The organism is Mesorhizobium sp. Cs1321R2N1 (assembly GCF_037179725.1).
Lineage (GTDB): Bacteria > Pseudomonadota > Alphaproteobacteria > Rhizobiales > Rhizobiaceae > Mesorhizobium > Mesorhizobium salmacidum.
This window is the reverse complement of record NZ_JAPYKP010000010.1, coordinates 1-26,644: the sequence shown is the minus strand read 5'-3', so window position 1 is coordinate 26,644 and position 26,644 is coordinate 1. Positions and strand designations below refer to the sequence as shown.

Below are 26,644 nucleotides of genomic sequence, written 5' to 3'. Positions count from 1 at the left end.
ATGAGCGGATCACTTGGCGCTGTCCAAACCGGTGGCCTCACCGACATGGCGCATCATGCGACGAAAGCTCATCGAGATATGAGCGCGCCTTATGTGGCCGATCGATTCCCAATCTCCGATTTCCGCCGCGGCAAGGACTTCCTCCATCTCCCGGCGGAAGGCAGTGAATTCTTCGACAAGACCCAATTGCGGCATCATCTTCAGGACGACCCGCGCCACCTGAAAATACAGGCGCTCGCTGATCTCGCGCAGTGGCTGATTGCCAGTCATCGCGGTAAGTTCATAGAAGAAATCCATGTTAAGGCGAAGGAAGGCGCGCTGGTCGGGGTTGAGAATATCGGAATCACAGCGCGTGATGAGCGCTCGAATCCGATCGAGATCCTCCGCCGTGCGCGGGATCGGCGAAAGCTTGCCGACGAGGAGCGCCAGTTCCAGCCTCAGGTGATAAACCTGTTGCAATTCCTCGATATCGACATCGGTGACGATCGTGCCGACGCCGTGGACGGATTGGACGAGACCCTCGGATTCGAGGCGCGCCAGCACACGTCGAACCGGTGTCCGGCTGATCTCGAATTCCTGAGCCAGCTCTTCCTCGGAAAGATGGCTTCCCGGTGCATAGTCAAGCAGACAGATGCGGTCGCGCAAGATGCGGTAGATGCGCTCGAACCGCTCGCGCGCGGAAAGCGGGCGCGGCTGCGGGTCGGCTGCTACCATGGGCGCGGCATCCGTCTCAAGCGTCATCCAGCCTCCAGGACAGCGTGCAGGAACTGCCGTGTTCGTTCATTCTTCGGCGCTCCGAACAGTTCGCCTGGCGGCCCCTGCTCGCAGATCTTGCCTTGGTAGAAGAAGCAGACGCGATCGGAAAACTCCTTGGCGAAGCCCATCTGATGGGTGACCATCAGCATGGTCAGATCGTGCTCGCGACCGATCTGCCTTATCACCTGCAGCACTTCGCCGACAAGCTCCGGGTCGAGCGCCGACGTTACCTCGTCGAACAGCATGATCTTGGGCCGCATGGCCAGCGCCCTGGCGATAGCCACGCGCTGCTGCTGACCACCAGACAACTGAGACGGGTAGTGGTCCTTCTTCTGGGATAGACCGACCAGGTCGAGAAGCTCGGCCGCCCGTGCCTCTGCTTCCGTCCGCTTCATGCCGAGCACCGTCATCGGCGCCTCGATGCAGTTGGCCATTGCCGTCATATGCGGGAAGAGATTGAAGGACTGGAACACCATACCGATCTTCGCCCTGATGCGGCGAATATGGGCAAGGTCGGCAGGCACAAGTTTGCCGTTCTTTTTCATGTGGGTCAGCGGCTCGCCCTCGACCCAGATGACGCCATCGTTGATCGTCTCCAGCGTCATCAGCATGCGCAGCACGGTCGTCTTGCCGGAGCCGGACGGGCCGATGACGGAGACTTTTTCGCCACGCGCGATTTCAAGATTGAGCTCGTCGAGAACGGTCAGCGCGCCGTAGCGTTTCGAGACATTTTCGAAACGGACCATCGGTTGTTCGGTCATCGCATGGTCCTCCGGTTGAGCAGGCGTTCGAGAGCGCGGATGAGCGCGGCTGAAACCAGGCTCATGGCAAGGAAGAACAGGCCGACCAGCGTTATCGGCTCGGTGTAGCGGAAGGTGTCGGAGCCGATGATCTTGGCGGTCTGCATCAGCTCCATCACGGCGATCGCGGAGAGCAGCGGCGTCTCCTTGAACAGGGCGACGAGGTAATTGCCAAGAGCCGGAACGATCGGCGGGATCGCCTGCGGGACGATGATGTCGCGAAACGTCGTCCAGGCCGAAAGATTGAGCGCGATCGAGGCCTCCCACTGGCCGCGATGGATGTTGTCGAAACCGGCGCGATAAACCTCGGAGCAATAGGCGGCGTAGTGGATGCCAATGGCAAGCACCCCGGCGGTGAAGGCATCGAGCACCAGGCCAAACTTCGGGAAGACGAAATAGATGAAGAATATCTGGATGAGCAGCGGTGTCGAACGGATCAGCTCGACCAGCACCGAAATCGTCCAACCGGTCCATGGCACGGCTATGCGCACGACTGCCAGCACCAGGCCGAGGGTGGCGGCGAGAACGAAGCCGATCAGCGTCGCCTCGACGGAAACGATTGCCGCGTGCGCCAGCACCGGCAGGATTTCGAGGGTGAAGCTCCAGTCCCAGATCATGCTGCCTTCCCCCGCGCCAGACCGGCCGATGCACGTCTTTCGAGAAGCCGCATACCGATCGTGAGGACCAGCGACATCACGAGGTACATCAACAGGACGAGGGTGAAGATTGGGATGGTCTTGAACGTATTCTGGTTCATCTGCTGCGCCTTGAAGGCGAGGTCGGAGAGCGTGATCAGCGAGACCAGCGATGTCGATTTGAGAAGCTCGATGAACAGATTGCCCCAGGGCGGGATCATGGCGACGAAAGCCTGGGGCAGAATAACCCGCCGCAGCATCTGGGCCCGGCTCATATTCAACGCCGTGCATGCCTCCCACTGCCCGCGAGCGACGGACAGGATCGCGCCGCGCACCACCTCCGACCCGTAGGCGCCGACGTTCAGGCCAAGCGCCACGACCGCCACCAGAAACGCATTGAGCGTGACGCCGAATTGCGGCAGCACGAAAAACAGCCAGAACAGTTGCACCAGCGCCGAGGTGCCGCGAAAGATCTCGACATAGACCGTTGCCAGCCATCTGAGCGGCGCCGGGCCATAGAGCCGGGCGAGCGCGGCAAGCACCCCCATGACAACCGCGAGCAGGCTGCCAAGGATGGCGATCTCGATCGTCAAGGTCGCGCCCTGCAGCAAGCCGGGCAGAAACAGGCTGTAGCTTGCCTGTGTCGCCAGGATACCGATGACGGCGAGCGCAATCGCGAGCATCGCCACAAGCGTGCCAATTCCCATCTGCCTCTCCGAAAAAAGGGCGGCGCCTTCACGCCGCCCAGCAGTTGGGACCCTATTTCCCGGCGCAGAGCTCGGCGGTGGTCTTGTTCGGCAGGTAATCCTTGCCGAAGCCGAGCGGCTCGACCAGGGCGATATGCTCCGGCGAGCCAAGGAATTTCTTCAGCTCGGCATTGAAGGCTTCCTGCAGATCGGTGTCTTCCTTGCGGAAGCCGAAACCGCCATGACCTTTCACCGATTTGCCGGCCACCTCGCCGAATGGCTTGGTCGATTCCACGCCGTCGGCCTTTTTGGCCATGTCGGCGATCGAAAGCGCGGTCAGCGCGGCAGCGTCGGCGCGGCCCGACTGGACCGCGGCGACCAGGCTGGACTGGTCGGGCAAAGCGACGATCTGCCCGGCGGCGACGCCGGCGTCCTTGGCATAACCGCCTTCGACGGCGCCGGCCATCACAGCCAGCTTGAGATCCGGATTGTCCTTGATGCTGGAATAGTCCTTCACGCTCTTGGGGTTGCCTTTGGCCACCAGCATGGCCTGGCCAATACCATAGGACGGCTCGGAGAAATTGATCTCGGCGCAGCGCTTCGGGGTTATGAACATGCCGGCCGCGATGATGTCGAAGCGACCAGCCTTGAGACCCGGGATGAGCGAGCCGAATTCGGTCAGCACGCCGTCGACCTGCGGGATGCCCATCTTGGCGAGCACCGCCTTGGCGACTTCCGGCGCCTCGCCGGTCAGCTTGCCGTCGGGCGTGGCGAAGCCGAACGGTGCCTCGTTGGCGAAGCCGACGCGGATGTAGCCGTCCTTCTTGGCCCGTTCGAGGGTGGTCTCCGCATGGGCGGGCAACGACGCCAGTGACGGGGCGGCAAGTGCAAGACAGGCCGCCGCCTTGACGACGACACGACGCGATATCGATGATTTGAACATGCTTTTCTCCCGTTGAACAACCGATGATGGTTCCCAGCGCAACGACCTTCTTCGAGGCTGAAACGCGCTTGACCAGACGTATACAACTGCAATAGAGATTGTGCAAGCAAAGACACTAAATTCAACGAAACTTGGCCGAATACAGGCCAAGCTTCCGTCAAGATGTGCACAATTTAGGCAAATTTGGCCAACTCAGTAGGACGACAGCATACCTAGAAGGCAGGCGTGACGAGCGCGGGAACATTCACGCAGCCGGAGCAATCGCGGCGGCGAACGCGTCGTTGTCGACCAGCATGACTGGCGGGAAGCCGGGCCTGCCGAGAGACCACGACGGTGACAAGGCCGGCAACAGCACGCATGAGGATGCCCGATGGACCGCAATCCCTTCTCCGAAACCGAAATCGCCGGCCGCCTCGCGAGGATCCGCAAAGTCCTGGCCGAGCGCGAACTCGACGGCGCTGTCTTCGCTTCGCCGGAGAACGTCTTCTATCTTACCGGGCTCGACCACTGGGGCTATTTTGCCCCTCACCTGCTGATCGTGCCGCTCCAGGGAAAACCTGTCCTGGTCACCCGTTCGATGGAAAGGGTGACGATCGAGAAGCAGGTGACGGCGGCGGAATTCCGCGGCCATTCCGATAGCGAAACAGCGGCTGATCTTGCCGCGCGTGTGCTGGCGGAACTCGGCCTCACCGGCAAGCGGCTCGGCCTTGAATGCTGGACGGCGGGCTTGAGTCATGGGCTTGCCGTGGCCTTGCAGACGCAAGTCGATGCCAAGTGGAGCGACGTTTCCGGCCTGGTCGACAGGATGCGGCGGGTGAAGAGCGCCGAGGAACAAGCCCTGATGCGGCTGGCCGCAAAAGTGACCGACGCCGCCGCCGGAGCCGCGATCGCGGCGATTTCGGAGGGCGCAGCCGAACAGGAGGTCGCCGCCCAATGTGTTTCGGCGATGATCCGCGCCGGCGGCCATGCGCCAGGCTTTGGCCCTTTCATCCGCCCGGCAGCGCGACTGGGCGAAGAGCACACGACTTGGGGCGACGGTATCTATCGCAAGGGCGAACCGGTCTTCGTCGAACTGTCCGGCTGTATCTCGCGCTACCACGCACCGCTCGGCCGGCTTGTCCGTATCGGCCACATCAGGGACGAGGACGCCAGGATGGCCGAAGTGACCGCCAGGGCGTTCGACGCGGTCGTCAAGGCGCTGCGTCCGGGGGCCAAGGCGCGCGATGTCTATGCCGCCTGGCAGGCTGTCGCCGACGAAGCCGGCCTTTCCCACTATCGCCGCCATCACTGCGGCTATCTCGTCGGTGCCGGCCAGCCGCCCTCATGGACCGGGGGCAATTCGGTGACCGGGCTCCGGCACGATTCTGATCTCGAAATCGAGACGGGGATGAGCTTCCACATCCTGTCCTGGCTGATGGGCACGGGGAGTGGCGACGACTTCATCTCCAACACCGTGCTTTTGACCGATGCGGGCGCCGAAGTGCTGACCCGCACTCCGACCGGCCCGATCGTTCGGTAGGCCGCGCGCATGGCACCCTATTCGGCATTCTCGATTTTCCGCAATGCGCTGTCCGGCCAGAAGAACTGGCAGCGCGCCTGGCGGGCGGCGGAGCCCAAACCGTCTTACGACGTGATCGTCGTCGGCGGTGGCGGACACGGCCTCGCCACCGCATTCTATCTCGCCGAAAACCACGGCGTCCGCAATGTCGCCGTCCTGGAGAAGGGTTATATCGGCGGCGGCAACGTCGGCCGCAACACCACCGTCATCCGCTCCAACTACCTGCTCGACGGCAACACCCAGTTCTACGAATTCTCGATGAAACTCTGGGAGGGCATGTCGCGGGCGCTGAACTTCAACGTCATGTTCTCGCAGCGCGGCCAACTCGTCACCGCGCATTCAGCCGACCAGCTCGACGGCTTCAGCCACCGAGCGAACATCATGCGTCTGAACGGCATCGACGCCGATATTCTCGATCGCGACGACGTGCGCCGGCTGGTGCCCTATCTCGATTTTTCCGACACGGCTCGCTTCCCGATCCATGGCGCCATCTTTCAGGGCCGCGCGGGCACGGCGCGCCATGATGCCGTAGCCTGGGGCTATGCGCGCGCCGCCGATGGCCATGGCGTCGACATCATCCAGAATTGCGAAGTGACGGACTTTATCCGCGATGGCAACGGGATCGTCGGCGTCGAAACGACGAAAGGGCGGATCGGAGCAGGCAAGGTCGGGCTCGCCGTCGCCGGCCATACATCCACGCTCGGCGCCAAGGCTGGCCTTGAACTGCCGATAGAAAGCCATGTCCTGCAGGCCTTCGTCACCGAACCGCTGAAGCCACTGGTCGACCATGTCGTCGCCTATGGCGCCGATCATTTCTACGTCAGCCAGTCGGACAAGGGCGGGTTGGTCTTCGGCGGCAATCTCGATGGCTACAATTCCTACGCCCAGCGCGGCAATCTCGGCGTCGTGCGCGAAGTGGCGGAGGCGGCGATCGCGCTGATGCCTTGCATCTCGCGCATCCGTCTGCTGCGTCATTGGGGCGGCGTCATGGACATGACACCCGATGCCAGTCCGATCATCTGCCCAATGCCGATCGACGGCCTCTATCTCAACGGCGGCTGGTGCTATGGCGGCTTCAAGGCGACGCCGGCTTCTGGCTGGTGCTTCGCCCATACCATCGCCACCGGCAAGCCGCATCCCTTGATCGCTGCCTACGGGCTCGACCGCTTCCGGACTGGCCGCACGCTGGACGAGGCCGGCGCTGGCCCCTCCGCCTGGCTGCAATAGGAGGCTGGAAGAAAATGCTGCGCTTCGACTGCCCGTGCTGTGGTCCGCGTGACCATGACGAATTCCGCTATGGCGGCGATGCTTCCGTCAGGCGTCCGGCCCATAACGATCCCGACCCGGAGGCCTGGTATGCCTATGTCTATATCCGGAAAAACCCGGCGGGCCTTCATCGCGAATTCTGGCAGCACGTGACCGGCTGCCGCCAGTGGCTGGTGGTCGAGCGCGACACGCGCAACCACGTCATTTCTTCGGTCGCCTTCGCCAGGACGTCGCAAGCATGAATGCTCGGAACAAGCGGCTGCCAGAGGGCGGCCGCATCGATCGCTCCCATTCCATCGAATTCAGCTTCGACGGCAAAGGACTAGCCGGATATCGCGGCGATACGCTTGCATCCGCATTGCTCGCCAACGGCGTCACCCTGGTCGGGCGCAGCTTCAAATATCATCGTCCGCGCGGCATTCTTTCCGCCGGGCCGGAGGAGCCGAACGCGCTGGTCACGCTCGGAACTGGCGGCAGGCGCGAGCCGAACCTGCCGGCAACGATGCTGGAACTTGGCGACGGCATGGCCGCGGAAAGCCAGAACCGCTGGCCGTCGCTCGCCTTCGACGTGCAGAGCGCCAACGGTCTGTTCGCGCCGTTCCTTTCGGCCGGCTTCTACTACAAAACCTTCATGGGTCCGACGCGGCGTTCCTGGAAGGTCTACGAGCATTTCATCCGCAGGGCGGCGGGTCTGGGCCGGGCCGGTACCGAGCCGGATCCCGATCGCTATGAGGTTCGTCATGCCTTTGCCGATGTTGCAATCATCGGCGCCGGTCCGGCAGGACTATCGGCGGCGCGCGCCGCCGCCGCGGCCGGCGCGCGGGTCGTGCTGATCGAGCAGGATTTCCTTCTCGGCGGCCAGCTTCTAGCCGAACAGTCCGACGGCGTAGCCGCCTCATGGCTGGGCCAGGTCGAAGCCGAACTGGAGAGCTTCGAAACCGTCACGTTGATGAAGCGGACCAGCGCTTTCGGCATCTACGACGGCAATGTCATAGGCCTGGTCGAACAACGCAACCAAGACCGTCCGCCGTATTCGGGGCAAGCTCGGCAGATAGTCACCATGCTTCGCGCCCGCTCGGTCGTTTTCGCCACCGGCGCCATCGAGCGTCCGATGGTGTTCCCGAACAACGACCTGCCCGGCGTCATGCTTGCCTCCGCCGCCCGAATATATCTCAACCGTTTCGCTGTTCTGCCGGGCAGGAAAGTTATCGTCGCCACCACCAATGACGGCGCTTGGCGCACGGCCTTCGACCTCGCCGAGGCCGGCGCGGAGGTGACGATATCAGACCGGCGCACCACTATCCCTCCGGCGCTTGCCGTGGAGGCCACACGCCTCGGAGTCGCGGTGCGGACCGCAACACGCATTCTCGACCTGCGCGGAGGCCATTGCGTGAAGCGCGCAACGCTCAAAGGACCGGACGGCCGATTCGAGGCTGCCTGCGATCTGGTCTGCGTGTCCGGCGGCTGGTCGCCGACCGTGCACCTCGCTTCGCATCTGGGCGTCAAGCCTCGATATCGCGAAGACATCGGCGGCTTTGTGCCAGGTGCGTTTCCGGCCAACCAGTTCGGCGCCGGCGCGATGATGGGAATCCATGCGACCGCCGATGCTAACGAGGACGGCCATCGTGCTGGCATCGAAGCGGCATCCTTCTGTGGCAAGTCGGCGCCAGTACCAGTTCCTTCGAAGCTCGATCTTGGCGAAACCGTCACGACCCCGTTTCGCGAAGTCCCGTGCGCCCAAGGCGGAAAAGCGTTCGTCGATTTCCAGATGGATGTGACGACAAAGGACATCGAACTCGCCCACCGCGAAGGCTATGAGTCGATCGAGCATCTGAAGCGATACACGACGCTCGGTATGGGGACCGACCAAGGCAAGACCAGCAATTTTCCGGGGCTGTCCGCGATGGCCGCCTTGCGCGGCGCAACAATCCCCGAGACCGGCACCACGACCTTCCGCCCGCCCTTCACGCCGGTCGCCATCGGCGCGCTCGCCGGTCGCGCCACCGGCCACCATTTCAAGCCGTTCCGCCGCACGCCGATGCATGACTGGCATTTGGCGAACGGCGCGGAGATGCTTGAAGTCGGTCTGTGGATGCGGCCCTGGTTCTATAGGCGGTCCGGGGCCGACGTGAACGAAGCCTATGTCGCCGAAATGCGGCATGTGCGCCAGGCTGCCGGCTTGATGGACATCTCTACCCTGGGCAAGATCGACGTCCAGGGCCCTGACGCCGCAACGTTCCTCGACCGGATCTACGCCAACGGCTTCGCCAAGCTTAAGATCGGCCGCGCCCGGTACGGCGTCATGCTGCGCGACGATGGCATTGTCTTCGACGACGGCACCACGACGCGGCTGGCGGAAAGCCGGTTCTTCATGACCACGTCGACCGCCAGGGCCGCCGACGTGCTGTCGCGGCTGGAATTCCTGCTGGATACCGCATGGCCGGAACTGCGCGTCGCGGTTTCCTCGGTGAGCGATGAATGGGCGGCAATGTCGATCGCTGGACCGGAGGCTCGTGCGATCCTTGCGGCGGCGTTTCCGTCGCTCGACGTTTCTAACGAAGCGCTGCCGCATATGGGCTCGTACGAGGGCGAATGGCGAGGCCGCGCGCTGCGTATCCTGCGTCTCAGCTATTCCGGCGAGCGCGCCTATGAAATCTATGTCGGCGCAACCGCCGGTGAACAGCTCTGGAGCTGCCTGCTCGAAGCGGGCGGGCCGCTGGAGTTGAAGCCCTACGGCGTCGAGGCGCTCGGTGCGCTGCGTGTCGAGAAAGGCCATGTCGCGGGCCCTGAAATCGATGGGCGCACGACGCTCGACGATCTCGGCCTTGGCCGTATGGTCGGCAAGCGCAGCGGCTTTGTCGGCGATGTGCTGCGGCGGCGCCCTGCCCTGCTCGCGCATGACCGGCAACGCCTGGTCGGACTGGAATGCATGGAGGACGGAAAGCGGCTGCGCGGTGGCTCCGTCCTGTTCCGGCCGGGCGAGAAAGCAACCGGTCATGGGTGGGGGCGCGTCACCTCGGTCACCTTCAGCCCCGAACGTGACCGCTATATCGGGCTGGCGCTGCTTGCCGGCGACCTCGCGACCGAGGGAAGCGAGGTCGTGGCCGTCTATCCCATGAAGGCCGAGACCGTGCGAGCCCGCGTCGTCTCGCCGATATTCCTCGATCCGCAAGGAGAACGGCTGCGTGGCTAGCTCGGATTTCACCCTTACCGTGGCCGATTGCCCGCTCATCCAGGTCGAAGGCTGGGACGGAACGCTGAGCCAATTCGAATCGAGCCTCTCGGCGTCGCTCGGTGCAAAACTTCCCGCCTTGGTCGGAGAGACGGTTCGCCACCAGAGCCTTCTCGTCATCCGCATTGCACCCCGCCGCCTGTGGCTGGCTCTCGACGACGGGACGCAGGCGCCGACTCTCGCCATCGATCCGGATCTCGGCTGTTCGGTTTGTCTTGGCGAAGGTCGCGTGCGGTTCGGCCTGGCCGGGGTCGACATCTCGAGCGTTCTCTCGACCTGCATGGCCGTCGACTGGCATGCGCCGGCCGCCGCTCCGGGCCGGGCCGTGCAGACATCCTTCCACCATGTACCAGTGCTCTTGCTGCGCACCGGCAAGACCGCATGCGACCTCATTGTGCCGCGAACCTTCTCTCGCAGTCTCCATGATTGGATTACGGACCACCAGGCCAGTCCTGCGGGGAGCTGACACGAAGGTGTGCCTCGCCCAAAGGTGAGGCTCAAGTCCAAGAAGAGCCGTGGTGACGCTGGGCGGCTTGCCTCGCGCATTGCCGAAAGGACTGTCAGCCGATAGCCGAAGTGGACCGAGAGGCCGTGTCCGCCATGGCTTTCCGATGCTCGAAATCTGAGGGGGTTCGAGGCCTAGTTACGAGGAAATCTCAAGAAAATTCAATAAAATCAATCAGTTACTCGACGACAATGGTGGGCCCGGAGGACGCTTGGAAAACGAACACAATCAACAAGTTAGAATCCGGTGGGGCCATCCGGCATTCAAATCTGTTCCAATGCTTTTCAATCTTTTGTCCCATCCAAGAGATTGCTACGCCCAGTCGACCAACTGCGCCTCGCTCAAAGGTGTCCCGATGGCTGGCAAGAAGCTTCTACTGTGCTGCCTGAAGGCGATGATAACGCCAGGGACGGGCATCTACGTCGAACTGCTGATTTCGTGAATGGGGCCGAAAACAGATCGTCCGCTTTTGTGGCCGTAGCGGAGATAGCTGACCTTCAAGAGAATCTCGCGGCCTGTTGAGTATCTTGGCTTCCTAAAGCCTGAGAGCGGTCCTGAAGGTGGAGAACTCGTCATCAGTGATCTGAACCACGTGCTGTGGCTCGGGATAGGCGCCGGTCTGGACGTCGGCGATGAATTCGCGATAGGCGGCGATGCGCTCGTGCTGCAGCCGCTCATACTCGGCGGCGAAGTTGCGGTAGGTCTTGGCATGGCGCGGCTTGTGGCCGGATGTGTGGCCGAGCACATCCTCGCTGAACAGATACTGCGCGTCGGCATGCGGCCCGGCGCCCATGCCCAGCATGATCATCGGCGTACTCCCAGTGACCAGTTCGGCAACGCGGTCAGGCACTACTTCCAGTTCGGCGCCGAAGCAGCCGATGGCTTCCAGCCGTTTGACGTGGTCCCACACCGCACGCGCGCTCTCGGCCGTCCTGCCGACAGCCTTGAAACCGCCGGTCCAGGTGCATTGCGATGGGATCAGGCCAACATGAGCAACGACAGGCACGGCGTTGTCGCAGAGCGTCTTCTGGATATCGAGCGAGGCGGCACAGTAGAAGCAGTCGCCGCCGATGCGCATGAAGTGGTAGGCGGTCTTCAGATAGTCCTCCGCCATGACCAGATTGCCGGATGGCCCGTAAGGCAGCCCGACCTGCACGAAGCAGCGACCAGCCGCCTCGCGCATCTCGGGCGAGAAGAAACGGCTCTCGATCGACAGCATGTCGACGCAGGCCGCATCCGCCGCCGCCGCCTCTTCGAGCGAGGTGACGTAGAGCATGGAAATCTTTTGGCCGCGGCTTTTCATGGCGCGGATATCGGCGACGGTTGGGCGAGTGCTCTTGGCGACCATTTTCGTTCCTTAGACGGTGAAAGCTTCGCGGAAGGCCAGCAGTGCTGCCTCGGGGTCCCCGGAGGCGAACGCCTCCATGCCCACCGGCCCGCGATAGCCCATGTCCTTCAGCGCACGGGCGATGCCCCGGTAATTGATCTCGCCGCTGCCGGGCTCCATGCGTCCGGGCACATCGGCCACCTGGATCTCGCCGATCCATGGTAGGCAGGCACGGCACAGTTCGATCAGGTTCCCTTCGCCGATCTGCGCATGGTAGAGGTCGAGGTTGAGGCGCAGGCCCGGCCGGTTGACGCTCGATACCAGCGCAAGCGTGTCTTCGGCGCGTGCAAACGGCACGCCGGGATGGTCGACCGGAAGGTTCAAATTCTCCAGCGTGAAGGTCACGCTTTCGGCCTCGGCAAGGTCAGCGATGCGGTTCAGCGTCTCGCGCGCCTTGAGCCACATCGCGCCGGTTACGGTCTCGCAGGGCGTGACCGGCAGGCCGCCTTCGCCCAGCCCGGTGCCGTGCAGGTTGAGCCGCGCGACGCCAAGGCGCTTGCCGACCGCCGCGGTCTCCTTCGCCGTCTTCAACAGTTCGGCAGCACCTTCGTCATCGGCCAGCCGGCCGCGCAAATAACCGTTCATGATCGAGAAGGTCGCGCCGGATCTTTCCAGCATTGCGAGATCGTGCTCGGGCCAGTTCCAGAGGCCGACCTGAAAACCCATTTCGGTGAGGCGCTTGACGCGCCATTCCATCGGCCGGTCGCGCCAGAGCATCTCGGCGCAAGCCGCAAGCGTAAAGGTATCGGACATGTCAGACCTCGATGTACACGCGGCCGTCCTCGACCTTCGTGGTGTAGGTTTTCAGGTTCACACAGACCGGTGCGCGCAACGCTTCGCCGGTCCGGTAGTCGAACACGCCGTTGTGCTTCGGGCATTCGATCCTGTGTTCCATAACCAACCCGTCGCTCAGATGCACCTTCTCATGCGTGCACAGCCCGTCGGTGCAGAAGAACGCATCATCGGGGCTGCGGTAGATGGCGAATGTCCGGCCTTCGTGGTCGAAGCGGATGACGTCCTCTTCTTCGATGTCATCGGTCGCGCACGCTTTGATCCATTTTGCCATTGTCACTCTGCCGTCTGTTCTTTGGTTGGTTGAAAAAGGCGGCCGGCGGACCACGCATTCCGCCGGCCGTACAGGAAGATGCCCGGGAGGAGATGGGCGTCTTCACTGGTCACGCATGGCTCGCGCCCCGCGGCGCATGGCCGTTGTCAGCCGCCGAGAAACTCTCGATCTCGGCTTCGAGCTCGGCCATCTGCTCGCCGCCCGCCATCAGGTCGGTAATGGCCTCGCGGCTTTTCTCACCCTTGCGGAAGTCGGCGGCCTTGGAACCTCTGATGAGGACGGCGAAGTGGTCGCCCACGGTCAGCGCGTGGACGACATTGTGGGTGATGAAGATGACCGCGATGCCCTTGCGGCGCGCTTGCAGGACGATGCGCAGGACATGCGCCGCCTCCTTGACACCGAGTGCAGCGGTCGGCTCGTCGAGAATCAGCACGCTGGCGCCGAAATGCACGGCGCGCGCGATCGCCAGCGCCTGACGCTCACCACCGGATAGTCCGCCGACCAGGCGATCACCGTCGTCGATGCGGGTGATGCCGAGCTGGCGCATCTCGGTGACGGCGATCTCGTTGGCCCGCTTGCGGTCGTAAATGGTGAGCGGTCCCCAGCGCCGCGTCGGCTCGGCGCCGACGAAGAAGGAACGGCCGATGCTCATCAGCGGGAACGTCCCGCCGAATTGGTGGACGGTCGCGATGCCATGGTCGCTGGCGTCGCGCGGGCTGTCGAAGGCGACGAATTTGCCATCCATGTCCATCGTGCCCGATGTCGGTTTGTGGACGCCGGAGAGGATCTTGATCAGCGTCGACTTGCCGGCGCCATTGTCGCCGAGCAGGCACAACACCTCGCCTCTGTTGACCTCCAGCGAAATGTCGTGGAGCACGTCGATCGGACCGAACGACTTGTTGATCCCGGTCAGCCTGAGCAGGGGCGTGGTCATGAGCGAACCCTCGATTTGGCGCGCGGCGCGTAGGTCAGCGCCATGGTGCGGAAGGTGTTGTTCATCAGCACGGCCGCCAGCAGCAGGACGCCGATGATCAGGCTTGCCCAGTTGGCGTCGAAGCCGGTGTAGAAAATGCCCTGGTTGACGATGGAGAAGGTCAGCGTGCCCAGCACGATGCCGACCACCGATCCGTAGCCGCCTGTCAGCAGCACGCCGCCGATGACCACCGCGATGATCGAGTTGAAGATGAAGGACTGGCCGGCGGCCACCTGGGCACTGTTGTAGAGGATGGCCTGCGACATGCCGACGAAGGAGGCGCACAGGCCGCTGCTCATGAACAGCGCGATGGTCACCCGGTCGGTCGGGATGCCGGCATTGCGGGCGCTGACGGCGTCGCCGCCCATGGCCAGGATCCAGTTGCCGAAGCGCGAGAAGTTCAGGATGAAGCCAACGATGAGGATGGCCGCGACCCACCAGAACAGCGTCACCTCGAACTTGCCGCCGAGATAATCGCCGAACAGCAGCTTGGCGGTGGAGCCACTCTTCAGCGCGACGCTGGTGCTGCCGGACAGGATGACCGAGAGGCCGAGTGTCAGGCCAGCCAATGCGAACAGCGTTGCAAGGGTGACGACAAAGGACGGCACCTTGGTGCGGATGACCAGGACGCCGTTGATGAGGCCGACGGCCAGGCCAAGGCCGAGCGACGCGAGAATGCCGACGATGATCGGCAGATCATAGTGGCCCGAGATGATGGCGACGGTCATCGAGCTGGCGGGGATCATCGACCCCACGGAGAGGTCGAGATGCCCGGCGATCATCAGCAACCCGATGGGAAGCGCGATAATGCCGAGTTCCGAGGCGACGTTGAGCCAACTCGCGGCGCCGCCGGCCGACAGGAAATTGGCGCCGCCGAAGATTGAGAAGAAGATCAGGACTGCGATCATGCCGATCAGCGAGCCGACTTCCGGGCGACGCACGAGGCTGCCGACGGAGGGCATCGAAGAGCGCGGAACGATCGGCACAGCCGTCGCCACGGAAGGTTGGTGATGGGCTTGGGATATCATCGAAGTGTCCCTGGCTTGAATAATAGCGAGCCTGGCGCGACCTTTCGGCGGCGGCGCGGGGCTGATGATGTCCGGCCCACGGATGGGCCGGACACTCCGAGCGAGCTATCGGGCACCGGCCGCCGCACCACCCATCGTCGCGCCGACGTTGGCGGCATCGACGATCCCCGGTCCGGTCAGCACCGGCTTCGTCGGCAGGTCGAGCCCATAGTTGACGAAGCCGTTGAGCAGCGACACCGCGAGATAGCCCTGCAGGTAAGGCTGCTGGTCGATCGAGAACATCTGCGTGCCGTCCTTGATACGCTGCAGGCCGGTTTCGTCCATGTCGAAGGAAGCGAGCTTAACCTTGTCGCCAAGATTGGCCTGGCTGATGGCGTTGGCCGCACTGTTGGCGTCGCCGGCGCTGATGGTGATAAGGCCGTCGAGGGTGTTGTCTTTCAGCACAGCGGCCTTGATCGCCTCGGCGACCGCGGTCGGGTTGCCGAAGCTGGATGAAGGCAGCGGCAGCTGGGTGGATTTGCCGCCGCTTTTGGCGATGGCGTCAGCTATGCCCTTGCAGCGGTCTTCCGTGTTGGTGGAGCCTGGCAAGGTGTTGACGCATAATACATTCTTGGCGCCGTGGCTGCCGAAATAGGTGCCGCCGCCGAAACCGGCCACGTATTCTTCGTTGCCGACATAGTTCATGGCGCCGAGCCGCTTGGCCGCATCCATGCCGCCGGAATTATAGATGATGAGCGGCACACCGGCGGCAACGACTTCCTTGAAGGCGTCATCCATGGCCTCGGGCACCCAGTCCGGCCCGACGATGGCGCTCGGCTTCTGGCTGAGCGCGGTGCGGATCAGCTTGGCGGCGTCCGGGCCGAGATTATCGTAGTTCTGCGGGCCGAGCCAGGTCACCGAGCCGCCGGTCAGTTCGGCGACCTTGCCGGCGTCGTCCGCACCCTTCTTGACCTTCGACCAGAACGGGTCGTCCGCCTTGCCGCCGATGACGAAGATCTTCGCGCCATCGGCCATGGCTGCCGTGGCCGATGTCGCCGCCACGCCCGCAAGCACGATCGCCGTCAACAGTTTCGTGATCGTTTTCATTTCATTTCCTCCCGGTTGCCGTCGTCAGACGGGTTTAGAAAAAATCGAATTCATCTGCAGGCGCGCACCTCTCCCGTTGCGCGTTGCGTCGCTTGATCAATGGTTCGCCGCGGCCTTGGCGTTCATACGTTCCTTCTTTTTCTGGAAGCGGGCGTCCATCATGGCGTCGGCTTGCTTGGTGCCGTCGTGCAAGGTACCGAACCATCGATCGAGCGGGATCAGACCGTCGCCGCCGTAGTTCACCTCAAAATATTTGTGATGCAGGTAGTGTGCGTAAGCGTGGCTCTCGACCGCTGTGTCCTCGGTCACCTCCAGCTTATCAAAGCCGAGATGGCCATTGACGGCGCCGAAGCCGGCTACATGCAGCTGGAATAGCGCGACGATCGGATTGGAAGGGATGACCAAATGCCAGAAGGCGACCGCGTGATAGAGGAACCCCTCCACCGGATGCATCGACAGCGACGACCACGGCGACGGGTTGATCGAATTGTGGTGGACCGAATGGATCCAGCGATAGAGCGGCCCCCAGTGGATCAGGCGGTGGATGAAGAAGAAATGCACCTCGTGGATGGCCGGCGCGACCAGCACCAGGGCAGCGAGGTAGACCGGGTGATCAGACCAGCCGATCCACGGCACGTAACCATTGGCAAAGCACCAGAGGAAAACGACTTCGACCACGGTCCACAACGGGATGGTGATCAAGAACGAGCGCAGGAAGTTGTCGATGTTCTGGCTCTGGAACCAGAACACGTCTGAAGGCGCGTCGGCAGGGAATTTGTGGTTGTACTTGAACCGCGTCGCCTGGGTTCGCTTGATGTAGTAGCGCAGCTCGAAGATGCCGTAGAAGACGAGGATCGCGGCTGCGTTGACGGCGTAGAGCCACAGCGCCCAGCCCCAGCCGATGGTCTTCATCGTCTCGACGCTCGGGACGATATAGAACCAGTAGAGCAGCGCGGTCGCCATGTGGAACGCATTCCACGGCCAGATATAGCCGGGCAGCCATGCCAGGATCTTCGGCAGCCTGGGCGGCCAGTTCCACAACGGCGCTCCCTCGATGCGTCCGTTCGGCTTCCAGTCGCCGCGCTTGTCGCGCATGCCGTATTTGAGATCGTCCATGCAATCCTCCACCCGCAATGCCGCACCTGCAGCGCCTTGGGACGGGCCGCACGCGCACGCTGCCTCACTCCGCCAGAGGGCGGTGGGCAAAAACCCGTCTGCGCTGTGCTGCTGCTATCCCTTGGGCTGGCGGTGCGTCCGCCTTGCTTGCTTTTGACGAGATAAACATCTTGATCCAAAATGAATCAAGAATAGAATGTTTGTTCCAAACTGATTGTGTCATTCATATCAATCTGGCATAATAAATGATATCTTCGTATCAATTGCCACAGGCGGATGAGACGAAATGGATCAGAACAAGCGGCCGACGATCAGGGATGTGGCCGCCGAGGCGAATGTTTCGGTGGCCACCGTCAACCGGGTGCTGAGCGGCACCGGCGCCGTCCGCCAAGGCACGCGCGAGCGCGTCAGGCTGGCGGCCGAGCAGATCGGCTTCTACGGCACGGGCGCGCTGCGCAGCCGCATAGCGGCCGCAAGGCCGCACTACCGCTTTGGCTTCCTGCTGCACCAGCCCGGCCGCGCCTTCTACCGCAACGTCGCCGAGGCGCTGCGCGCGGTGGCGCCGACCATGCCCGACTACGAGATTGAGCTGCGAATCGAGTTTCTTGACGACCTGTCGCCGCAGAATGTCGGAGCGCGCCTGCTGGCGCTCGGCGCCGAATGCGACGCCGTCGGCGTCGTCGCCGCCGTCCATCCGCTTGTCACCCAGGCGGTCGATGCGCTGCAGGCCCGCAACGTGCCGGTGTTTGCGCTGATCTCGCAGATATCGGCGACGGGTCAGGTTCATTACATCGGGCTGGACGGCTGGAAGGTCGGCCGCACCGCGGCCTGGGTGTTCGAGCATGTCTGCAAGGCGCCCGGCAAGCTCGGCATCCTTGTCGGCAATCACCGCTATCGCTGCCAGGAGATGAACGAGAGCGGCTTCCGCTCCTATTTCCGCGAGCACGCCCCTGATTTCACGCTGCTGGAGCCGCTGCTGACCTTCGAATCGAGCGCCATCGCACAGGAGATGACCGAAAAGCTGCTGAACGAAAATCCGGATCTGTCCGGCCTCTATGTCGCCGGAGGTGGCATCACCGGCACTATCGCGGCCCTGCGCTCCACAGGCCGCGCCGGCAGCATCGTCGTCGTCGGCTACGAGTTGATGGAGTCGACCCGCCCGGCGCTGCTCGACGGCACGCTGACCTTGATCATCTCGCATCCGCTCGCCCGTATCGCGCTCGAAGCGCTGACCGGTATGGTCCGCGCCGTTGCCGCCCCGAACGATGGTGGCAATTTGACCGCCATCTTACCCTTCGAGGTATACACGCGGGAGAATATTTAGAGCAAAGGTTACAGCACAGCGTTAGGAGCTTCATACGGAGGCTTCGACAAAGGTCCAACATGATCTTGCGCCCTTTGGAAAAACGCTGAGCCTATCCTCATCAGGGGCGAGATGGGGCACGACATTTCTGGCATCGACGCATAGCTTTCCACGGATGTCCGCTCTTGGACAAAGTCCAACACGCCGGAAAACGGCCGACTTCAGGCGCAAAGCCGTCGTTCAACAGGCGCAGCGAGAACGACGGCCATAAATAAAGGTTCGGCGGAAGCCTCTTCCAAGTCAGGATAACGCAGTTCCAATGACCATTGGGACACGGTTGCTGTTTTCACACCAGCTCGCTCACAGCCGCGGCCTATCGATGTAGCGCTCCAAACCATCCCGATCGCACGCCGTTACCGCCTTTCGCAGCCCCTATCGTCCAGTGGTCTTTTCAGCCTTGAAACAACTGCGCTATGAATGGCTGTGCGCAACCCGATCGACGAACCGGAGCAAGGGTAAAAGATAGAGCCAGCCATGGATTGTCCCCGCGCATGGATCATGTTCATGCCAGAACAATCGAACTGAGTCCTGCGCAGAACAAAGCGAATTGTCCCACTTCAGAGAGAAGTTGGCCATAACTGATTGATATTAAAAGGTTATGGTGGGCCCGGAGGGACTCGAACCCCCAACCAAGCGGTTATGAGCCGCCGGCTCTAACCATTGAGCTACAGGCCCCACGCGGGCTGGATTAATGTTTTTCGCATCGCGGCACAAGGCTTTACCGGCGGGCTTTCGCAGATCGCCCAAATCAACCCATAATCGCGCTCTACGCGACCCTGCGACCTGATCGCAGACCAAGGAGATTTTCATGACCAGACATCTTTTGCCCTTCGCGCTCGCCGCTGCAATCGCTTTTCCGGCGATGGCTGGAGCCACCGATCTGCCGACGCCGCCCCGCATCATCGTGTCCGGCGAAGGCGAAGCAACCGTGGCGCCCGATCTGGCGATCCTGACGCTCAGCGTCATGCGCGAAGCCAAGACGGCGCGCGCCGCACTCGACGCCAACAATGACGCCATGGCCGCCGTGATCGCCGCGATGAAGGCCGCCGGCATCAAGGATCGCGACCTGCAGACAGCGGGCATCCAGATTAACCCCCGCTACAACTACACCAACAAGCCGGACGGCAGCCAGGACGCCGAACTCGTCGCCTACCAGGTGACCAACACGCTCTCGGTGCGGGTGCGAGACGTCGACAAGACAGGCGAGATCCTCGACAAGGCGGTGTCGCTCGGCGTCAACCAGGGCGGCGGCATTGCCTTCACCAATGACAATCCGGCGGCCACCGTCACCGAGGCGCGCAAGAAGGCGGTCGCCGACGCCGAGGCCAAGGCCAAGACGCTGGCCCAGGCGGCGGGTGTCAGTCTCGGCCGGGTGCTTGAGATCACGGATCAGAACATCAGGCCGGCGCCGATGCCGATCAACGCCAAGGCGTTCGACGCGGCGGCCGGCGCGGCGCCGGTGCAGGCCGGCGAGAATTCCTACAATGTCCAGGTCACCGTTACCTTCGAACTGAAGTAACCGGCTGAGTCGATGGCCGGTCCTGCCGGCCATCGGTCACCCCTTGGCACGCACGAAAAACCCCGCGGGATCGCTCCCGAGAGGTTTTGTCGAGCCGCACCCGTCCGATAGACAGGGGCCCTGCTACCCCCAGGCTGATCTTCGCAGAAGATCATGCCCCCAGACCGACCATCGCAGATGGCGTGTCCAGATCGACCATCGCACATGCCGTGTCCAGACCGACCATCGCAGATGGCGTGTCCAGACCGACCATCGCAGATGGCGTGTCCAGACCAACCATCTAGAGGGTCCCGGCTAATCCTCGCCGAGGATTATGCCGCTGCTAATCCTCGCAGAGGATCATGCCGCTGCTAATCTGCGGAAGATCATGTCTTCAGCGATAGATGACCGGGCAACCGCGTTCGTTGGCGAACACGACGACGATGCGGTCGCCGTACTGACGGCCCATCACCTTGACCACGCGGCGATTGACATCGACGATGCGGGCACGGTGCAGCCCCATGCGCTCGGCCTTGTCGAGGGCACGGTCCGGCGAACAGCCGCGGCGCCAATCGTCGCGGCGCTCGTCGTCGCGGCGCTCGTCCCGGCGGTGGCGATAGCCGTCATCATCGCCGGTATAGACGCCGAAGCGCGGGTCGTTGTTGTTGCCGAAACCGAGATAGAGGCTGTCGGCGTGGGCGGGGATGGCCGCCAGCGTGCCGAGGCCGACCAGAGCCGAAAGCGCTGCCGTCTTGATGGTGGTGTACATGGTTCTCTCTCCTTGTTGCGGGCTCGCGCCCGTCCTCGTGAAACCGATGGCGGGAGAATGCACTGGCCTGTCTGAACTATTTACGAACTCGCTGTTCATCCGCGGTTCATGTGATGCCGCCGGCAAAGCGCCGGCCCCTCCGCGCGCGTCAGGGTTCGTCGTCGAGCATGTAGTCGAAATAGTCTTCCGGTTCGGCAAGGTCGGTCTCGCTCGCCTTGACCCGGCCGCGCATCGAGATGCCGGCCTCATGCACGGTTTCGGCACTGCCCGAGACCAACCGATGCCACCAGTAAAGGTCGTGGCCCTCGGCCACCAGCCGGTAGGCGCAGGTGCTGGGCAGCCAACTGATGGTGCGCACATTCTGCGGCGTCAGGCCGACGCAATCGGGAACACGCGCCAGCCGGTTGGCATAGTCGGCACAGCGGCAGCTTTCTGCGTCGAACAGCCGGCAGCCGACGCTGGTCCAGTAGATTTCGCCGGTGTCCTCGTCCTCGAGCTTCGACAGACAGCACTTGCCGCAGCCGTCGCAGAGCGATTCCCACTCCGTGGGGCTCATCGCTTCCAGCGTCTTGGTCTTCCAGAACGGCGTTTCCATTTCCGGCATGTGGCCCCAGCCGCTGCCAAGGTCAAGCGCGACAACAGCCGGAATAGGGCGGAACCCGGCCGAATGACATGAAGTTGCCTTTAAAAGGCCGGCCAATAGCCCTGTACGCCCCCTAACCATGGGCAACTGGAACCAATTTCGTCAAAAGCGGTTTCGGCAAGGATGGGACCCCACAAGGAGAATTTCGATGAAACGCCAACCACGGATTCTGGCAGGCACAGCCCTTGGCCTGTTGATGGCATCCGCGCCGTTAGGCGCGTCCCCGCTTCAGGGGACAGCCGCGTTCGGCCCCATGCAAAGCGGGGGGACACCGCTGATCATCCTGGCGCAGGACACGCCCACTGACCAGGGGCAGAGCGACGAGGAACAGCTCCGCAAGAAGAAGCGCGAGCAGAAACAGCAGACGGAATCCGCCCCGGCCGCCCAGCAGTCCGCCCCCGCGGCCGAGGAACAGCAGCCACGCAGGAAGAAGCGCGACCAGCAGCAGACCGAGCAGGCTCCTGCTGGCGAGGCAGCGCCCGCCACCGACGAGCAGCAGCCGCGCAGGAAGAAGCGCGACCAGCAGCAGCAGACCGAGCAGGCTCCCGCCGGCCAGGCGGCGCCCGCCACCGACGAGCAGCAGCCGCGCAGGAAGAAGCGCGACCAGCAGCAGCAGCAGACCGAGCAGGCTCCGGCTGGCCAGGCAGCGCCCGCCACTGACGAGCAGCAGCCGCGCAGGAAGAGGCGCGACCAGCAGCAGCAGCAGACCGAGCAGGCTCCCGCCGGTGAGGCAGCGCCCGCCACCGACGAGCAGCAGCCGCGCAGGAAGAAGCGCGACCAGCAGCAGCAGACCGAGCAGGCTCCCGCCGGCGAGGCGGCCCCTGCCAACGACAACCAGCCGACCAAGCCCGGCAGGAAACCCAAGCAGGATCAGCAGAAAGAGGCACCGGCCGCCGTGCCGGAGACCGCCCCGACACCGAAGCAGGCTCCTGCCGGCGAAGCGACGCCGAAGGTTGAACCGGCCCCGGCCGGCGAGCAGCCTCCCGCCCAGGGCGAACAGTCCCAGGACAAGACGAAGAAGCACGGCAGGAAACCGGCTGGCGAACAGCCTGCGACCGGCGAGCAGCCTGCGAACGGCGAACAGCCGCAGACCGGCAAACAGCCCGCCACCGGCGAACAGCCGGCGACCGGAGAGCAGCCCGCTACCGGTGGGAACGCCGCGCCTGTCCAGGGCGAAAACCCGGTCCAGGGCGAAGCACCCGCCGACAAGAACGCCGCCCCTATCCTCGACAGCCAGAAGGATGCTAGGCGCAAGAGTCGCGGCGAGAATGGCCAGGGTGGCCGGACGCCCGCCAACCAGCCCGCCAACCAGAATGGCGAAGAGCAGAATGGTGGGCAGCAGAATGGTGGCCAAAATGCCCAGCAGGGCGGTGAGCAGGGCCGCAAGGCGGTAGTGGCGCCGGTGGATCAGGGTCCGCCTCCAACCGACGATAGGGCCGCCCAGGAGGCGATCAAGCCCGAAAAGATCGTGCCGGTGACGCAGGAGCAGGGCAAGCGCCTCGAGCGCGCGCCCGACGAGGACATCCGTGAGCGCCGCCGGCCCAAGGGCGTCGACGTGCTCAAGGAGATCGGTGACCGGGTCATCGTCCAGTTCAATAACCAGACGTTCGTCCAGAGCAATGACCGCCCGCGCCTGACCCGCGGCGCCAAGGATGTCTACTACGAGGACCTGCCGCAGGGCCGCACGCGCGAGACCGTCGAGCGCGACAATGGCTTCCGGATCGTCACCATCCGCAACCGCTACGGCGACATCCTGCAGCGGTCGCGCATCGCGCCCGACGGTCGCGAATATGTGCTGAGCTATGTCGACGAGCGCAGCTACCAGGACGAAGAGGACTGGCGCGATCCCGGCGATGACCTGCCGCCCATGCGGCTGACCATCCCGCGCCGGGATTACATTCTCGATTCCGAGGATGTCGAAAGCGACGACGACTACTATACCTTCCTCGAACAGCCGCCGGTGGAGAAGGTGCAGCGCCTCTATTCGATCAACGAGGTCAAGCGTTCGGCCCGCGTGCGTGACATTGCCAGGCGCATCGACCTCGACACGCTGAACTTCGAATTCGGCTCCTCTTCGATCTCCGACACCGAGGTGCAGAAGCTCCAGGGTGTCGCGGACGCCATGGAGAAGCTGTTGAAGAAGAATCCGGCGGAGACCTTCCTGATCGAGGGCCATACCGACGCCGTCGGTACGCCGGAGGCGAACCTTGCCTTGTCGGATCGCCGTGCCGAAGCGGTTGCGGAAGCGCTGACCAATGCCTTCGGCATCCCACCCGAGAACCTGACGACACAGGGTTATGGCGAGGAGTATCTGAAGGTCGACACCTCGGCGCCCAACCGCGAGAACCGGCGTGTCGCCATCCGCCGCATCACCTCTCTGGTGGCGCCGGTGGCGAGCAACAATTGACCTGCCTTTCCAGCGCCTTGCAGTACTTTCTGGAATCAGGTCGGCAACAAGGTCCCATCCCGGTCAACCGGGATGGGCTGGAACCAGGGGGAGCAGGACCGGGTCAACAAGAATTGTACAGCCATTAGGGCCAACTCATTGAATCCCAGGACTTCCCACCCCAGATTCTTCTCTGGGCGTTCCCTGCCCCGTCCCGACTCCAGCGGGACGCGATGAGCCCCGCCGGCCCTCTCCGGCGGGGTTTTTTTGCTTCAGATCCATCTTGCTCGCGGTTCTATTCGACGGACCAGTTGATGTGACTGACCATCATCCATCTCACCTTCGTCGTCTCAGCGCTGGTGCCGGCCTATATCGACCGGTTGATGGGCCTGAGCATAGAAAGACGAGATTCCAAACGTTCCCGATGCTTGTCAGGTTTCCGGGAAATTGATACCATCTATTGGTATCGGAGGGTGACATGCCAAAGAATACGTCTATCGTGCTAGGCGATCAGTATGACGCGTTTATCCAGAGGCAGATCGTAAGCGGTCGCTTCGGCTCCGCAAGTGAAGCCGTTCGCGCGGGGCTGCGCCTTTTGGAAGAGCAGGAGTTGAAACTCGAGCAGCTTCGAGCCGCTATCGATGATGGAGACATGTCAGGCGATCCCGAGCCATTCGACATTGAGGCTTTTATCGAATCCAAGAAACGCTGATGAAGCGAACCATCCGATTTTCGCCAAAAGCGAAGGGAGATCTGGATGACATATGGGACCATTCGTTGAACGAATGGGGAGCAGAGCGAGCGGAAGCCTACGTCCGTGCCATTCACGCTGTGATTGATCTGGTTGACCAGTTTCCGACGATAGCGAGAAGCGCCTCGACGGTCCGTCCAGGCTTGCTGAAATATGCCGCCGGGACTCATGTTGTGTTTTTTCGGATCGGCCACGAATCCATCACCGTCGTGCGCATATTGCATCAACGCATGGACTACCCAAGACATCTTTAGAAAGCTGTCCTGATCTTGGTGTCCGAATTCGCAAACACCTCATCCGGCACAAAGAAATCTCCCGCCAACGGCCCGGTCGCGCCTGGCGCATAGACCGAGAAATCGCTGACACCCTCGGCGCGCAGCACCTCCTCGTCGATGTAGAAATTGCCTGTCGCCTCGCGCGACGGCCGCATGAAGATCGCATGCGCGGCATCGGCCATGATGTCTGGCGACCGGCTCATCGCCGCCACCGTCGCCCCACCCAGCAGATTGCGCACCGCCGCCGTGTCGATGGTCGAGATCGGCCACAGCGAATTGACGGCGATGCCGTCCTTGGCGAATTCCGCGCTCATGCCCAGCGTGCACATCGACATGCCGAACTTGGCCATGGTGTAGGCGACGTGGTTCTTGAACCATTTGGCCTTCATGTCGAGCGGCGGCGCCAGATTCAGGATGTGAGGGTTTTTAGCCAACTTCAGGTGCGGGATGCACATTTTGGAGACGAGGAAGGTGCCGCGCGTGTTGATCTGATGCATCAGGTCGTAGCGCTTCATGTCGGTTTCTAGCGTGCCGGTAAGCTGGATGGCGCTGGCATTGTTGACGCAGATATCGATGCCGCCGAATTTCTCGACGGTCCTGGCGACCGCCTCGGCGACCTGCCTTTCCTCGCGGATGTCGCACAGCATCGGCAGCGCCTTGCCGCCCGCCTGCTCGATCTCTTGCGCCGCGCTGTAGATCGTGCCCGGCAGCTTGGGATGCGGCTCTGCGGTCTTGGCCGCGATCGTCACATTGGCGCCGTCACGCGCGGCGCGCAGCGCGATCGCCAGCCCGATGCCGCGCGACCCGCCGGAGATGAACAGCGTCTTTCCCTTGAGCGACATTTTTCCTCCGCGTCCTCATACTTCTTTGTACGATCCTTGCCCGCGCAGCAGGGGGATACAAGAGCTTGTGATGGCAAGCCATGGTGACGCTGCGGAGGCTGGCTGGCCGAGTGCCTGAAACATGTTGGATTGACCCGGAGTTTGGTGTATATTCTATATAGATAGGTAGAATATAGAATGGCACTCTCGATCAAGAACATGGAAGTCGAGCAATTGGCGCGTGAACTCGCCCGCCGCCGCCGCGTGTCCGTGACCGAGGCGATCCGTCAGAGCCTTGAGCGCGAGGTTGCGCGCGAACGGTTGGTGCCTCGTGATGAAGCAAGCGACCTATTTCAACGGTTGATGGCAATTTCCGATAGCGCCGGAAAAATCCCCAAGCGCGAAAATGCGATGACTGACGACGAAATCCTCGGTTACGACGAATTCGGAATCCCGACGAAATGATCATCGATTCCTCGGTCTTGGTCGCCATTTTGCGTGTCGAGCCGGGCTTCGAACGTTTCGTGCTCGCGATCACGCAAGCCAAGAGACGGTTGCTGGCAGCGCCAACCTTTCTTGAAACCACCATGGTGCTTGCGGGCGGCCGGCAGGATGAAATCCTGGATCGCCTCGACCGCTTCCTGCGCACCGCCTCGATCGAGACAATCGACTTCACCGCCGACCATGCAGCTGTCGCCCGGCAAGCCTTTCTGCGTTATGGCAAGGGCCGGCACCCGGCGGCGCTGAACTTCGGCGACTGCATCGCCTACGCCACGGCCCGGCTCGAAGCCATGCCGCTGCTCTTCAAAGGTGATGATTTCCGCCTGACCGATATCGAAGCGGCGGTCTGATCGATATCAGACCAGCACCAGCCCCTGTCGCATGGCAATGGCGATGGCATCGGTACGATTGGCGGCGCCGAGCTTGATCAGGATCGCGGCGACGTGGAACTTCGCCGTATGCACGGAAATGTTGAGCCGCCGCGCGATCACCTTGTTGGGCGCGCCTTCGGCGAGCAGCGCCAGCACTTCCGCCTCGCGTGGCGACAGCGCCGGCCGGGCGGCGTGCTCGTCCAGAACTTCATCCTCGAACGGCTCGCCA

28 protein-coding genes and 1 tRNA gene are annotated in these 26,644 nt (G+C 62.9%); 12 read left to right on the top strand and 17 right to left on the bottom strand.

Annotation, left to right across the window (positions count from 1 at the left end):
• Positions 1 to 9: 9 nt before the first annotated feature.
• The 5 genes from O7A61_RS04785 to ehuB are packed head-to-tail and all read right to left on the bottom strand — an operon-like array spanning position 10 to position 3,820.
• Positions 10 to 741, bottom strand: coding sequence for a GntR family transcriptional regulator (locus O7A61_RS04785; protein ID WP_337128681.1), 732 nt, complete (start codon positions 739 to 741; stop codon positions 10 to 12).
• Positions 738 to 1,517 (bottom strand): ectoine/hydroxyectoine ABC transporter ATP-binding protein EhuA, encoded by a 780-nt coding sequence (gene ehuA / locus O7A61_RS04780; protein ID WP_027146715.1) that lies wholly within the window; start codon positions 1,515 to 1,517, stop codon positions 738 to 740. The genes O7A61_RS04785 and ehuA overlap by 4 nt, the downstream gene beginning before the upstream one ends.
• On the bottom strand, positions 1,514 to 2,173 hold the full coding sequence (gene ehuD / locus O7A61_RS04775) for an ectoine/hydroxyectoine ABC transporter permease subunit EhuD (RefSeq protein ID WP_337128680.1): 660 nt from the start codon (positions 2,171 to 2,173) through the stop codon (positions 1,514 to 1,516). Before ehuD ends, ehuA begins: the two co-directional genes overlap by 4 nt.
• Positions 2,170 to 2,898, bottom strand: a complete 729-nt coding sequence (ehuC, locus tag O7A61_RS04770) for an ectoine/hydroxyectoine ABC transporter permease subunit EhuC (RefSeq protein WP_337128679.1) — start codon at positions 2,896 to 2,898, stop codon at positions 2,170 to 2,172. The genes ehuD and ehuC overlap by 4 nt, the downstream gene beginning before the upstream one ends.
• Before the next feature lie 52 nt (positions 2,899 to 2,950).
• Complete coding sequence (ehuB, locus tag O7A61_RS04765) at positions 2,951 to 3,820, bottom strand: ectoine/hydroxyectoine ABC transporter substrate-binding protein EhuB (RefSeq protein ID WP_337128678.1); 870 nt, start codon at positions 3,818 to 3,820, stop codon at positions 2,951 to 2,953.
• 370 nt (positions 3,821 to 4,190) lie between these two features.
• Here ehuB and O7A61_RS04760 point away from each other — a divergent pair, with 370 nt between their 5' ends.
• From O7A61_RS04760 to O7A61_RS04740, 5 genes are read left to right on the top strand one after another with little or no spacing between them, the layout of a single operon-like run.
• Entirely contained in the window at positions 4,191 to 5,339 is a 1,149-nt protein-coding gene (locus tag O7A61_RS04760) for a M24 family metallopeptidase (protein WP_337128676.1), read from the top strand.
• Between the two features lie 9 nt (positions 5,340 to 5,348).
• Positions 5,349 to 6,605, top strand: a complete 1,257-nt coding sequence (locus tag O7A61_RS04755) for a sarcosine oxidase subunit beta family protein (protein WP_337128675.1) — start codon at positions 5,349 to 5,351, stop codon at positions 6,603 to 6,605.
• 14 nt (positions 6,606 to 6,619) lie between these two features.
• Positions 6,620 to 6,886, top strand: coding sequence for a sarcosine oxidase subunit delta (locus tag O7A61_RS04750; RefSeq protein ID WP_337128674.1), 267 nt, complete (start codon positions 6,620 to 6,622; stop codon positions 6,884 to 6,886).
• The gene (locus O7A61_RS04745; RefSeq protein WP_337128673.1) at positions 6,883 to 9,837 is read left to right on the top strand and encodes a sarcosine oxidase subunit alpha family protein; all 2,955 of its coding nucleotides are present in this window, start codon (positions 6,883 to 6,885) and stop codon (positions 9,835 to 9,837) included. Before O7A61_RS04750 ends, O7A61_RS04745 begins: the two co-directional genes overlap by 4 nt.
• Positions 9,830 to 10,342 carry a sarcosine oxidase subunit gamma gene (locus O7A61_RS04740; RefSeq protein ID WP_337128672.1) on the top strand — a complete coding sequence of 171 codons (513 nt, stop codon included), beginning with the start codon at positions 9,830 to 9,832 and terminating at the stop codon, positions 10,340 to 10,342. The genes O7A61_RS04745 and O7A61_RS04740 overlap by 8 nt, the downstream gene beginning before the upstream one ends.
• A 574-nt stretch (positions 10,343 to 10,916) precedes the next feature.
• Here O7A61_RS04740 and O7A61_RS04735 read toward each other — a convergent pair.
• The 7 genes from O7A61_RS04735 to O7A61_RS04705 form a co-directional block, all read right to left on the bottom strand.
• Positions 10,917 to 11,729, bottom strand: coding sequence for a 3-methyl-2-oxobutanoate hydroxymethyltransferase (locus tag O7A61_RS04735; protein WP_337128671.1), 813 nt, complete (start codon positions 11,727 to 11,729; stop codon positions 10,917 to 10,919).
• Positions 11,730 to 11,738: 9 nt separating this feature from the next.
• Entirely contained in the window at positions 11,739 to 12,521 is a 783-nt protein-coding gene (locus tag O7A61_RS04730; protein ID WP_337128669.1) for a hydroxypyruvate isomerase family protein, read from the bottom strand.
• Position 12,522: 1 nt separating this feature from the next.
• Entirely contained in the window at positions 12,523 to 12,834 is a 312-nt protein-coding gene (locus O7A61_RS04725; RefSeq protein WP_337108742.1) for a MocE family 2Fe-2S type ferredoxin, read from the bottom strand.
• A gap of 109 nt (positions 12,835 to 12,943) precedes the next feature.
• Positions 12,944 to 13,768, bottom strand: coding sequence for an ATP-binding cassette domain-containing protein (locus O7A61_RS04720; RefSeq protein WP_337128667.1), 825 nt, complete (start codon positions 13,766 to 13,768; stop codon positions 12,944 to 12,946).
• Positions 13,765 to 14,769 (bottom strand): ABC transporter permease, encoded by a 1,005-nt coding sequence (locus tag O7A61_RS04715; RefSeq protein WP_337128783.1) that lies wholly within the window; start codon positions 14,767 to 14,769, stop codon positions 13,765 to 13,767. The genes O7A61_RS04720 and O7A61_RS04715 overlap by 4 nt, the downstream gene beginning before the upstream one ends.
• Positions 14,770 to 14,940: 171 nt before the next feature.
• Positions 14,941 to 15,921: a sugar ABC transporter substrate-binding protein gene (locus tag O7A61_RS04710; protein ID WP_337128666.1), complete on the bottom strand. Its 981-nt coding sequence runs from the start codon at positions 15,919 to 15,921 to the stop codon at positions 14,941 to 14,943.
• Between the two features lie 96 nt (positions 15,922 to 16,017).
• Positions 16,018 to 17,037, bottom strand: coding sequence for a sterol desaturase family protein (locus tag O7A61_RS04705; RefSeq protein ID WP_337128665.1), 1,020 nt, complete (start codon positions 17,035 to 17,037; stop codon positions 16,018 to 16,020).
• Positions 17,038 to 17,323: 286 nt separating this feature from the next.
• Here O7A61_RS04705 and O7A61_RS04700 point away from each other — a divergent pair, with 286 nt between their 5' ends.
• Positions 17,324 to 18,361 carry a LacI family DNA-binding transcriptional regulator gene (locus O7A61_RS04700; protein ID WP_337128664.1) on the top strand — a complete coding sequence of 346 codons (1,038 nt, stop codon included), beginning with the start codon at positions 17,324 to 17,326 and terminating at the stop codon, positions 18,359 to 18,361.
• Positions 18,362 to 18,999: 638 nt separating this feature from the next.
• On the opposite strand, the gene O7A61_RS04695 is transcribed toward O7A61_RS04700, so the two are convergent.
• A tRNA-Ile gene (locus tag O7A61_RS04695) sits at positions 19,000 to 19,075 on the bottom strand.
• A 133-nt stretch (positions 19,076 to 19,208) separates the two neighbouring features.
• Here O7A61_RS04695 and O7A61_RS04690 point away from each other — a divergent pair.
• The gene (locus tag O7A61_RS04690) at positions 19,209 to 19,919 is read left to right on the top strand and encodes an SIMPL domain-containing protein (RefSeq protein WP_337128662.1); all 711 of its coding nucleotides are present in this window, start codon (positions 19,209 to 19,211) and stop codon (positions 19,917 to 19,919) included.
• A 373-nt stretch (positions 19,920 to 20,292) separates the two neighbouring features.
• Here O7A61_RS04690 and O7A61_RS04685 read toward each other — a convergent pair whose 3' ends face one another.
• Complete coding sequence (locus O7A61_RS04685) at positions 20,293 to 20,667, bottom strand: hypothetical protein (RefSeq protein WP_337128660.1); 375 nt, start codon at positions 20,665 to 20,667, stop codon at positions 20,293 to 20,295.
• 148 nt (positions 20,668 to 20,815) lie between these two features.
• A complete protein-coding gene (locus O7A61_RS04680; RefSeq protein ID WP_027146015.1) occupies positions 20,816 to 21,262 on the bottom strand; it encodes a YcgN family cysteine cluster protein in 447 nt (148 codons plus the stop codon).
• A 196-nt stretch (positions 21,263 to 21,458) separates the two neighbouring features.
• Between O7A61_RS04680 and O7A61_RS04675 the strand changes: the two genes are divergently transcribed.
• The 3 genes from O7A61_RS04675 to O7A61_RS04665 all read left to right on the top strand — a co-directional run bounded on the left by O7A61_RS04675 (position 21,459) and on the right by O7A61_RS04665 (position 24,701).
• Positions 21,459 to 23,717 (top strand): OmpA family protein, encoded by a 2,259-nt coding sequence (locus tag O7A61_RS04675; protein WP_337128659.1) that lies wholly within the window; start codon positions 21,459 to 21,461, stop codon positions 23,715 to 23,717.
• A 457-nt stretch (positions 23,718 to 24,174) separates the two neighbouring features.
• On the top strand, positions 24,175 to 24,408 hold the full coding sequence (locus O7A61_RS04670) for a type II toxin-antitoxin system ParD family antitoxin (RefSeq protein ID WP_337128658.1): 234 nt from the start codon (positions 24,175 to 24,177) through the stop codon (positions 24,406 to 24,408).
• A complete protein-coding gene (locus O7A61_RS04665; protein ID WP_337128656.1) occupies positions 24,408 to 24,701 on the top strand; it encodes a type II toxin-antitoxin system RelE/ParE family toxin in 294 nt (97 codons plus the stop codon). Before O7A61_RS04670 ends, O7A61_RS04665 begins: the two co-directional genes overlap by 1 nt.
• On the opposite strand, the gene O7A61_RS04660 is transcribed toward O7A61_RS04665, so the two are convergent.
• Complete coding sequence (locus O7A61_RS04660) at positions 24,698 to 25,564, bottom strand: SDR family oxidoreductase (RefSeq protein WP_337128654.1); 867 nt, start codon at positions 25,562 to 25,564, stop codon at positions 24,698 to 24,700. The two genes, O7A61_RS04665 and O7A61_RS04660, sit on opposite strands and share 4 nt — an antisense overlap.
• Before the next feature lie 177 nt (positions 25,565 to 25,741).
• On the opposite strand from O7A61_RS04660, the gene O7A61_RS04655 reads away from it, so the two are divergent.
• Positions 25,742 to 26,008: a type II toxin-antitoxin system VapB family antitoxin gene (locus tag O7A61_RS04655; RefSeq protein WP_140505177.1), complete on the top strand. Its 267-nt coding sequence runs from the start codon at positions 25,742 to 25,744 to the stop codon at positions 26,006 to 26,008.
• Positions 26,005 to 26,394: a type II toxin-antitoxin system VapC family toxin gene (locus O7A61_RS04650; RefSeq protein ID WP_337128653.1), complete on the top strand. Its 390-nt coding sequence runs from the start codon at positions 26,005 to 26,007 to the stop codon at positions 26,392 to 26,394. The genes O7A61_RS04655 and O7A61_RS04650 overlap by 4 nt, the downstream gene beginning before the upstream one ends.
• 6 nt (positions 26,395 to 26,400) lie before the next feature.
• Here O7A61_RS04650 and O7A61_RS04645 read toward each other — a convergent pair.
• On the bottom strand, positions 26,401 to 26,644 hold a 244-nt coding region (locus O7A61_RS04645), incomplete at its 5' end, for a response regulator transcription factor (RefSeq protein WP_337128652.1).

Excerpts from the sequence above, each read along its gene's own strand:
- ehuB (WP_337128678.1), bottom strand. The coding sequence starts at position 3,820 with ATGTTCAAATCATCGATATCGCGTCGTGTCGTCGTCAAGGCGGCGGCC.
- O7A61_RS04670 (WP_337128658.1), top strand. The coding sequence starts at position 24,175 with ATGCCAAAGAATACGTCTATCGTGCTAGGCGATCAGTATGACGCGTTT.
- O7A61_RS04710 (WP_337128666.1), bottom strand. The coding sequence starts at position 15,921 with ATGAAAACGATCACGAAACTGTTGACGGCGATCGTGCTTGCGGGCGTG.
- O7A61_RS04660 (WP_337128654.1), bottom strand. The coding sequence starts at position 25,564 with ATGTCGCTCAAGGGAAAGACGCTGTTCATCTCCGGCGGGTCGCGCGGC.
- O7A61_RS04730 (WP_337128669.1), bottom strand. The coding sequence starts at position 12,521 with ATGTCCGATACCTTTACGCTTGCGGCTTGCGCCGAGATGCTCTGGCGC.
- O7A61_RS04750 (WP_337128674.1), top strand. The coding sequence starts at position 6,620 with ATGCTGCGCTTCGACTGCCCGTGCTGTGGTCCGCGTGACCATGACGAA.
- O7A61_RS04785 (WP_337128681.1), bottom strand. The coding sequence starts at position 741 with ATGACGCTTGAGACGGATGCCGCGCCCATGGTAGCAGCCGACCCGCAG.
- O7A61_RS04700 (WP_337128664.1), top strand. The coding sequence starts at position 17,324 with ATGGATCAGAACAAGCGGCCGACGATCAGGGATGTGGCCGCCGAGGCG.
- O7A61_RS04760 (WP_337128676.1), top strand. The coding sequence starts at position 4,191 with ATGGACCGCAATCCCTTCTCCGAAACCGAAATCGCCGGCCGCCTCGCG.
- O7A61_RS04685 (WP_337128660.1), bottom strand. The coding sequence starts at position 20,667 with ATGTACACCACCATCAAGACGGCAGCGCTTTCGGCTCTGGTCGGCCTC.
- ehuC (WP_337128679.1), bottom strand. The coding sequence starts at position 2,898 with ATGGGAATTGGCACGCTTGTGGCGATGCTCGCGATTGCGCTCGCCGTC.
- ehuD (WP_337128680.1), bottom strand. The coding sequence starts at position 2,173 with ATGATCTGGGACTGGAGCTTCACCCTCGAAATCCTGCCGGTGCTGGCG.
- O7A61_RS04720 (WP_337128667.1), bottom strand. The coding sequence starts at position 13,768 with ATGACCACGCCCCTGCTCAGGCTGACCGGGATCAACAAGTCGTTCGGT.
- O7A61_RS04715 (WP_337128783.1), bottom strand. The coding sequence starts at position 14,769 with ATGCCCTCCGTCGGCAGCCTCGTGCGTCGCCCGGAAGTCGGCTCGCTG.
- O7A61_RS04745 (WP_337128673.1), top strand. The coding sequence starts at position 6,883 with ATGAATGCTCGGAACAAGCGGCTGCCAGAGGGCGGCCGCATCGATCGC.
- O7A61_RS04755 (WP_337128675.1), top strand. The coding sequence starts at position 5,349 with ATGGCACCCTATTCGGCATTCTCGATTTTCCGCAATGCGCTGTCCGGC.
- O7A61_RS04675 (WP_337128659.1), top strand. The coding sequence starts at position 21,459 with ATGAAACGCCAACCACGGATTCTGGCAGGCACAGCCCTTGGCCTGTTG.
- O7A61_RS04650 (WP_337128653.1), top strand. The coding sequence starts at position 26,005 with ATGATCATCGATTCCTCGGTCTTGGTCGCCATTTTGCGTGTCGAGCCG.
- O7A61_RS04705 (WP_337128665.1), bottom strand. The coding sequence starts at position 17,037 with ATGGACGATCTCAAATACGGCATGCGCGACAAGCGCGGCGACTGGAAG.
- O7A61_RS04680 (WP_027146015.1), bottom strand. The coding sequence starts at position 21,262 with ATGGAAACGCCGTTCTGGAAGACCAAGACGCTGGAAGCGATGAGCCCC.
- O7A61_RS04655 (WP_140505177.1), top strand. The coding sequence starts at position 25,742 with ATGGCACTCTCGATCAAGAACATGGAAGTCGAGCAATTGGCGCGTGAA.
- O7A61_RS04690 (WP_337128662.1), top strand. The coding sequence starts at position 19,209 with ATGACCAGACATCTTTTGCCCTTCGCGCTCGCCGCTGCAATCGCTTTT.
- O7A61_RS04735 (WP_337128671.1), bottom strand. The coding sequence starts at position 11,729 with ATGGTCGCCAAGAGCACTCGCCCAACCGTCGCCGATATCCGCGCCATG.
- O7A61_RS04725 (WP_337108742.1), bottom strand. The coding sequence starts at position 12,834 with ATGGCAAAATGGATCAAAGCGTGCGCGACCGATGACATCGAAGAAGAG.
- ehuA (WP_027146715.1), bottom strand. The coding sequence starts at position 1,517 with ATGACCGAACAACCGATGGTCCGTTTCGAAAATGTCTCGAAACGCTAC.
- O7A61_RS04665 (WP_337128656.1), top strand. The coding sequence starts at position 24,408 with ATGAAGCGAACCATCCGATTTTCGCCAAAAGCGAAGGGAGATCTGGAT.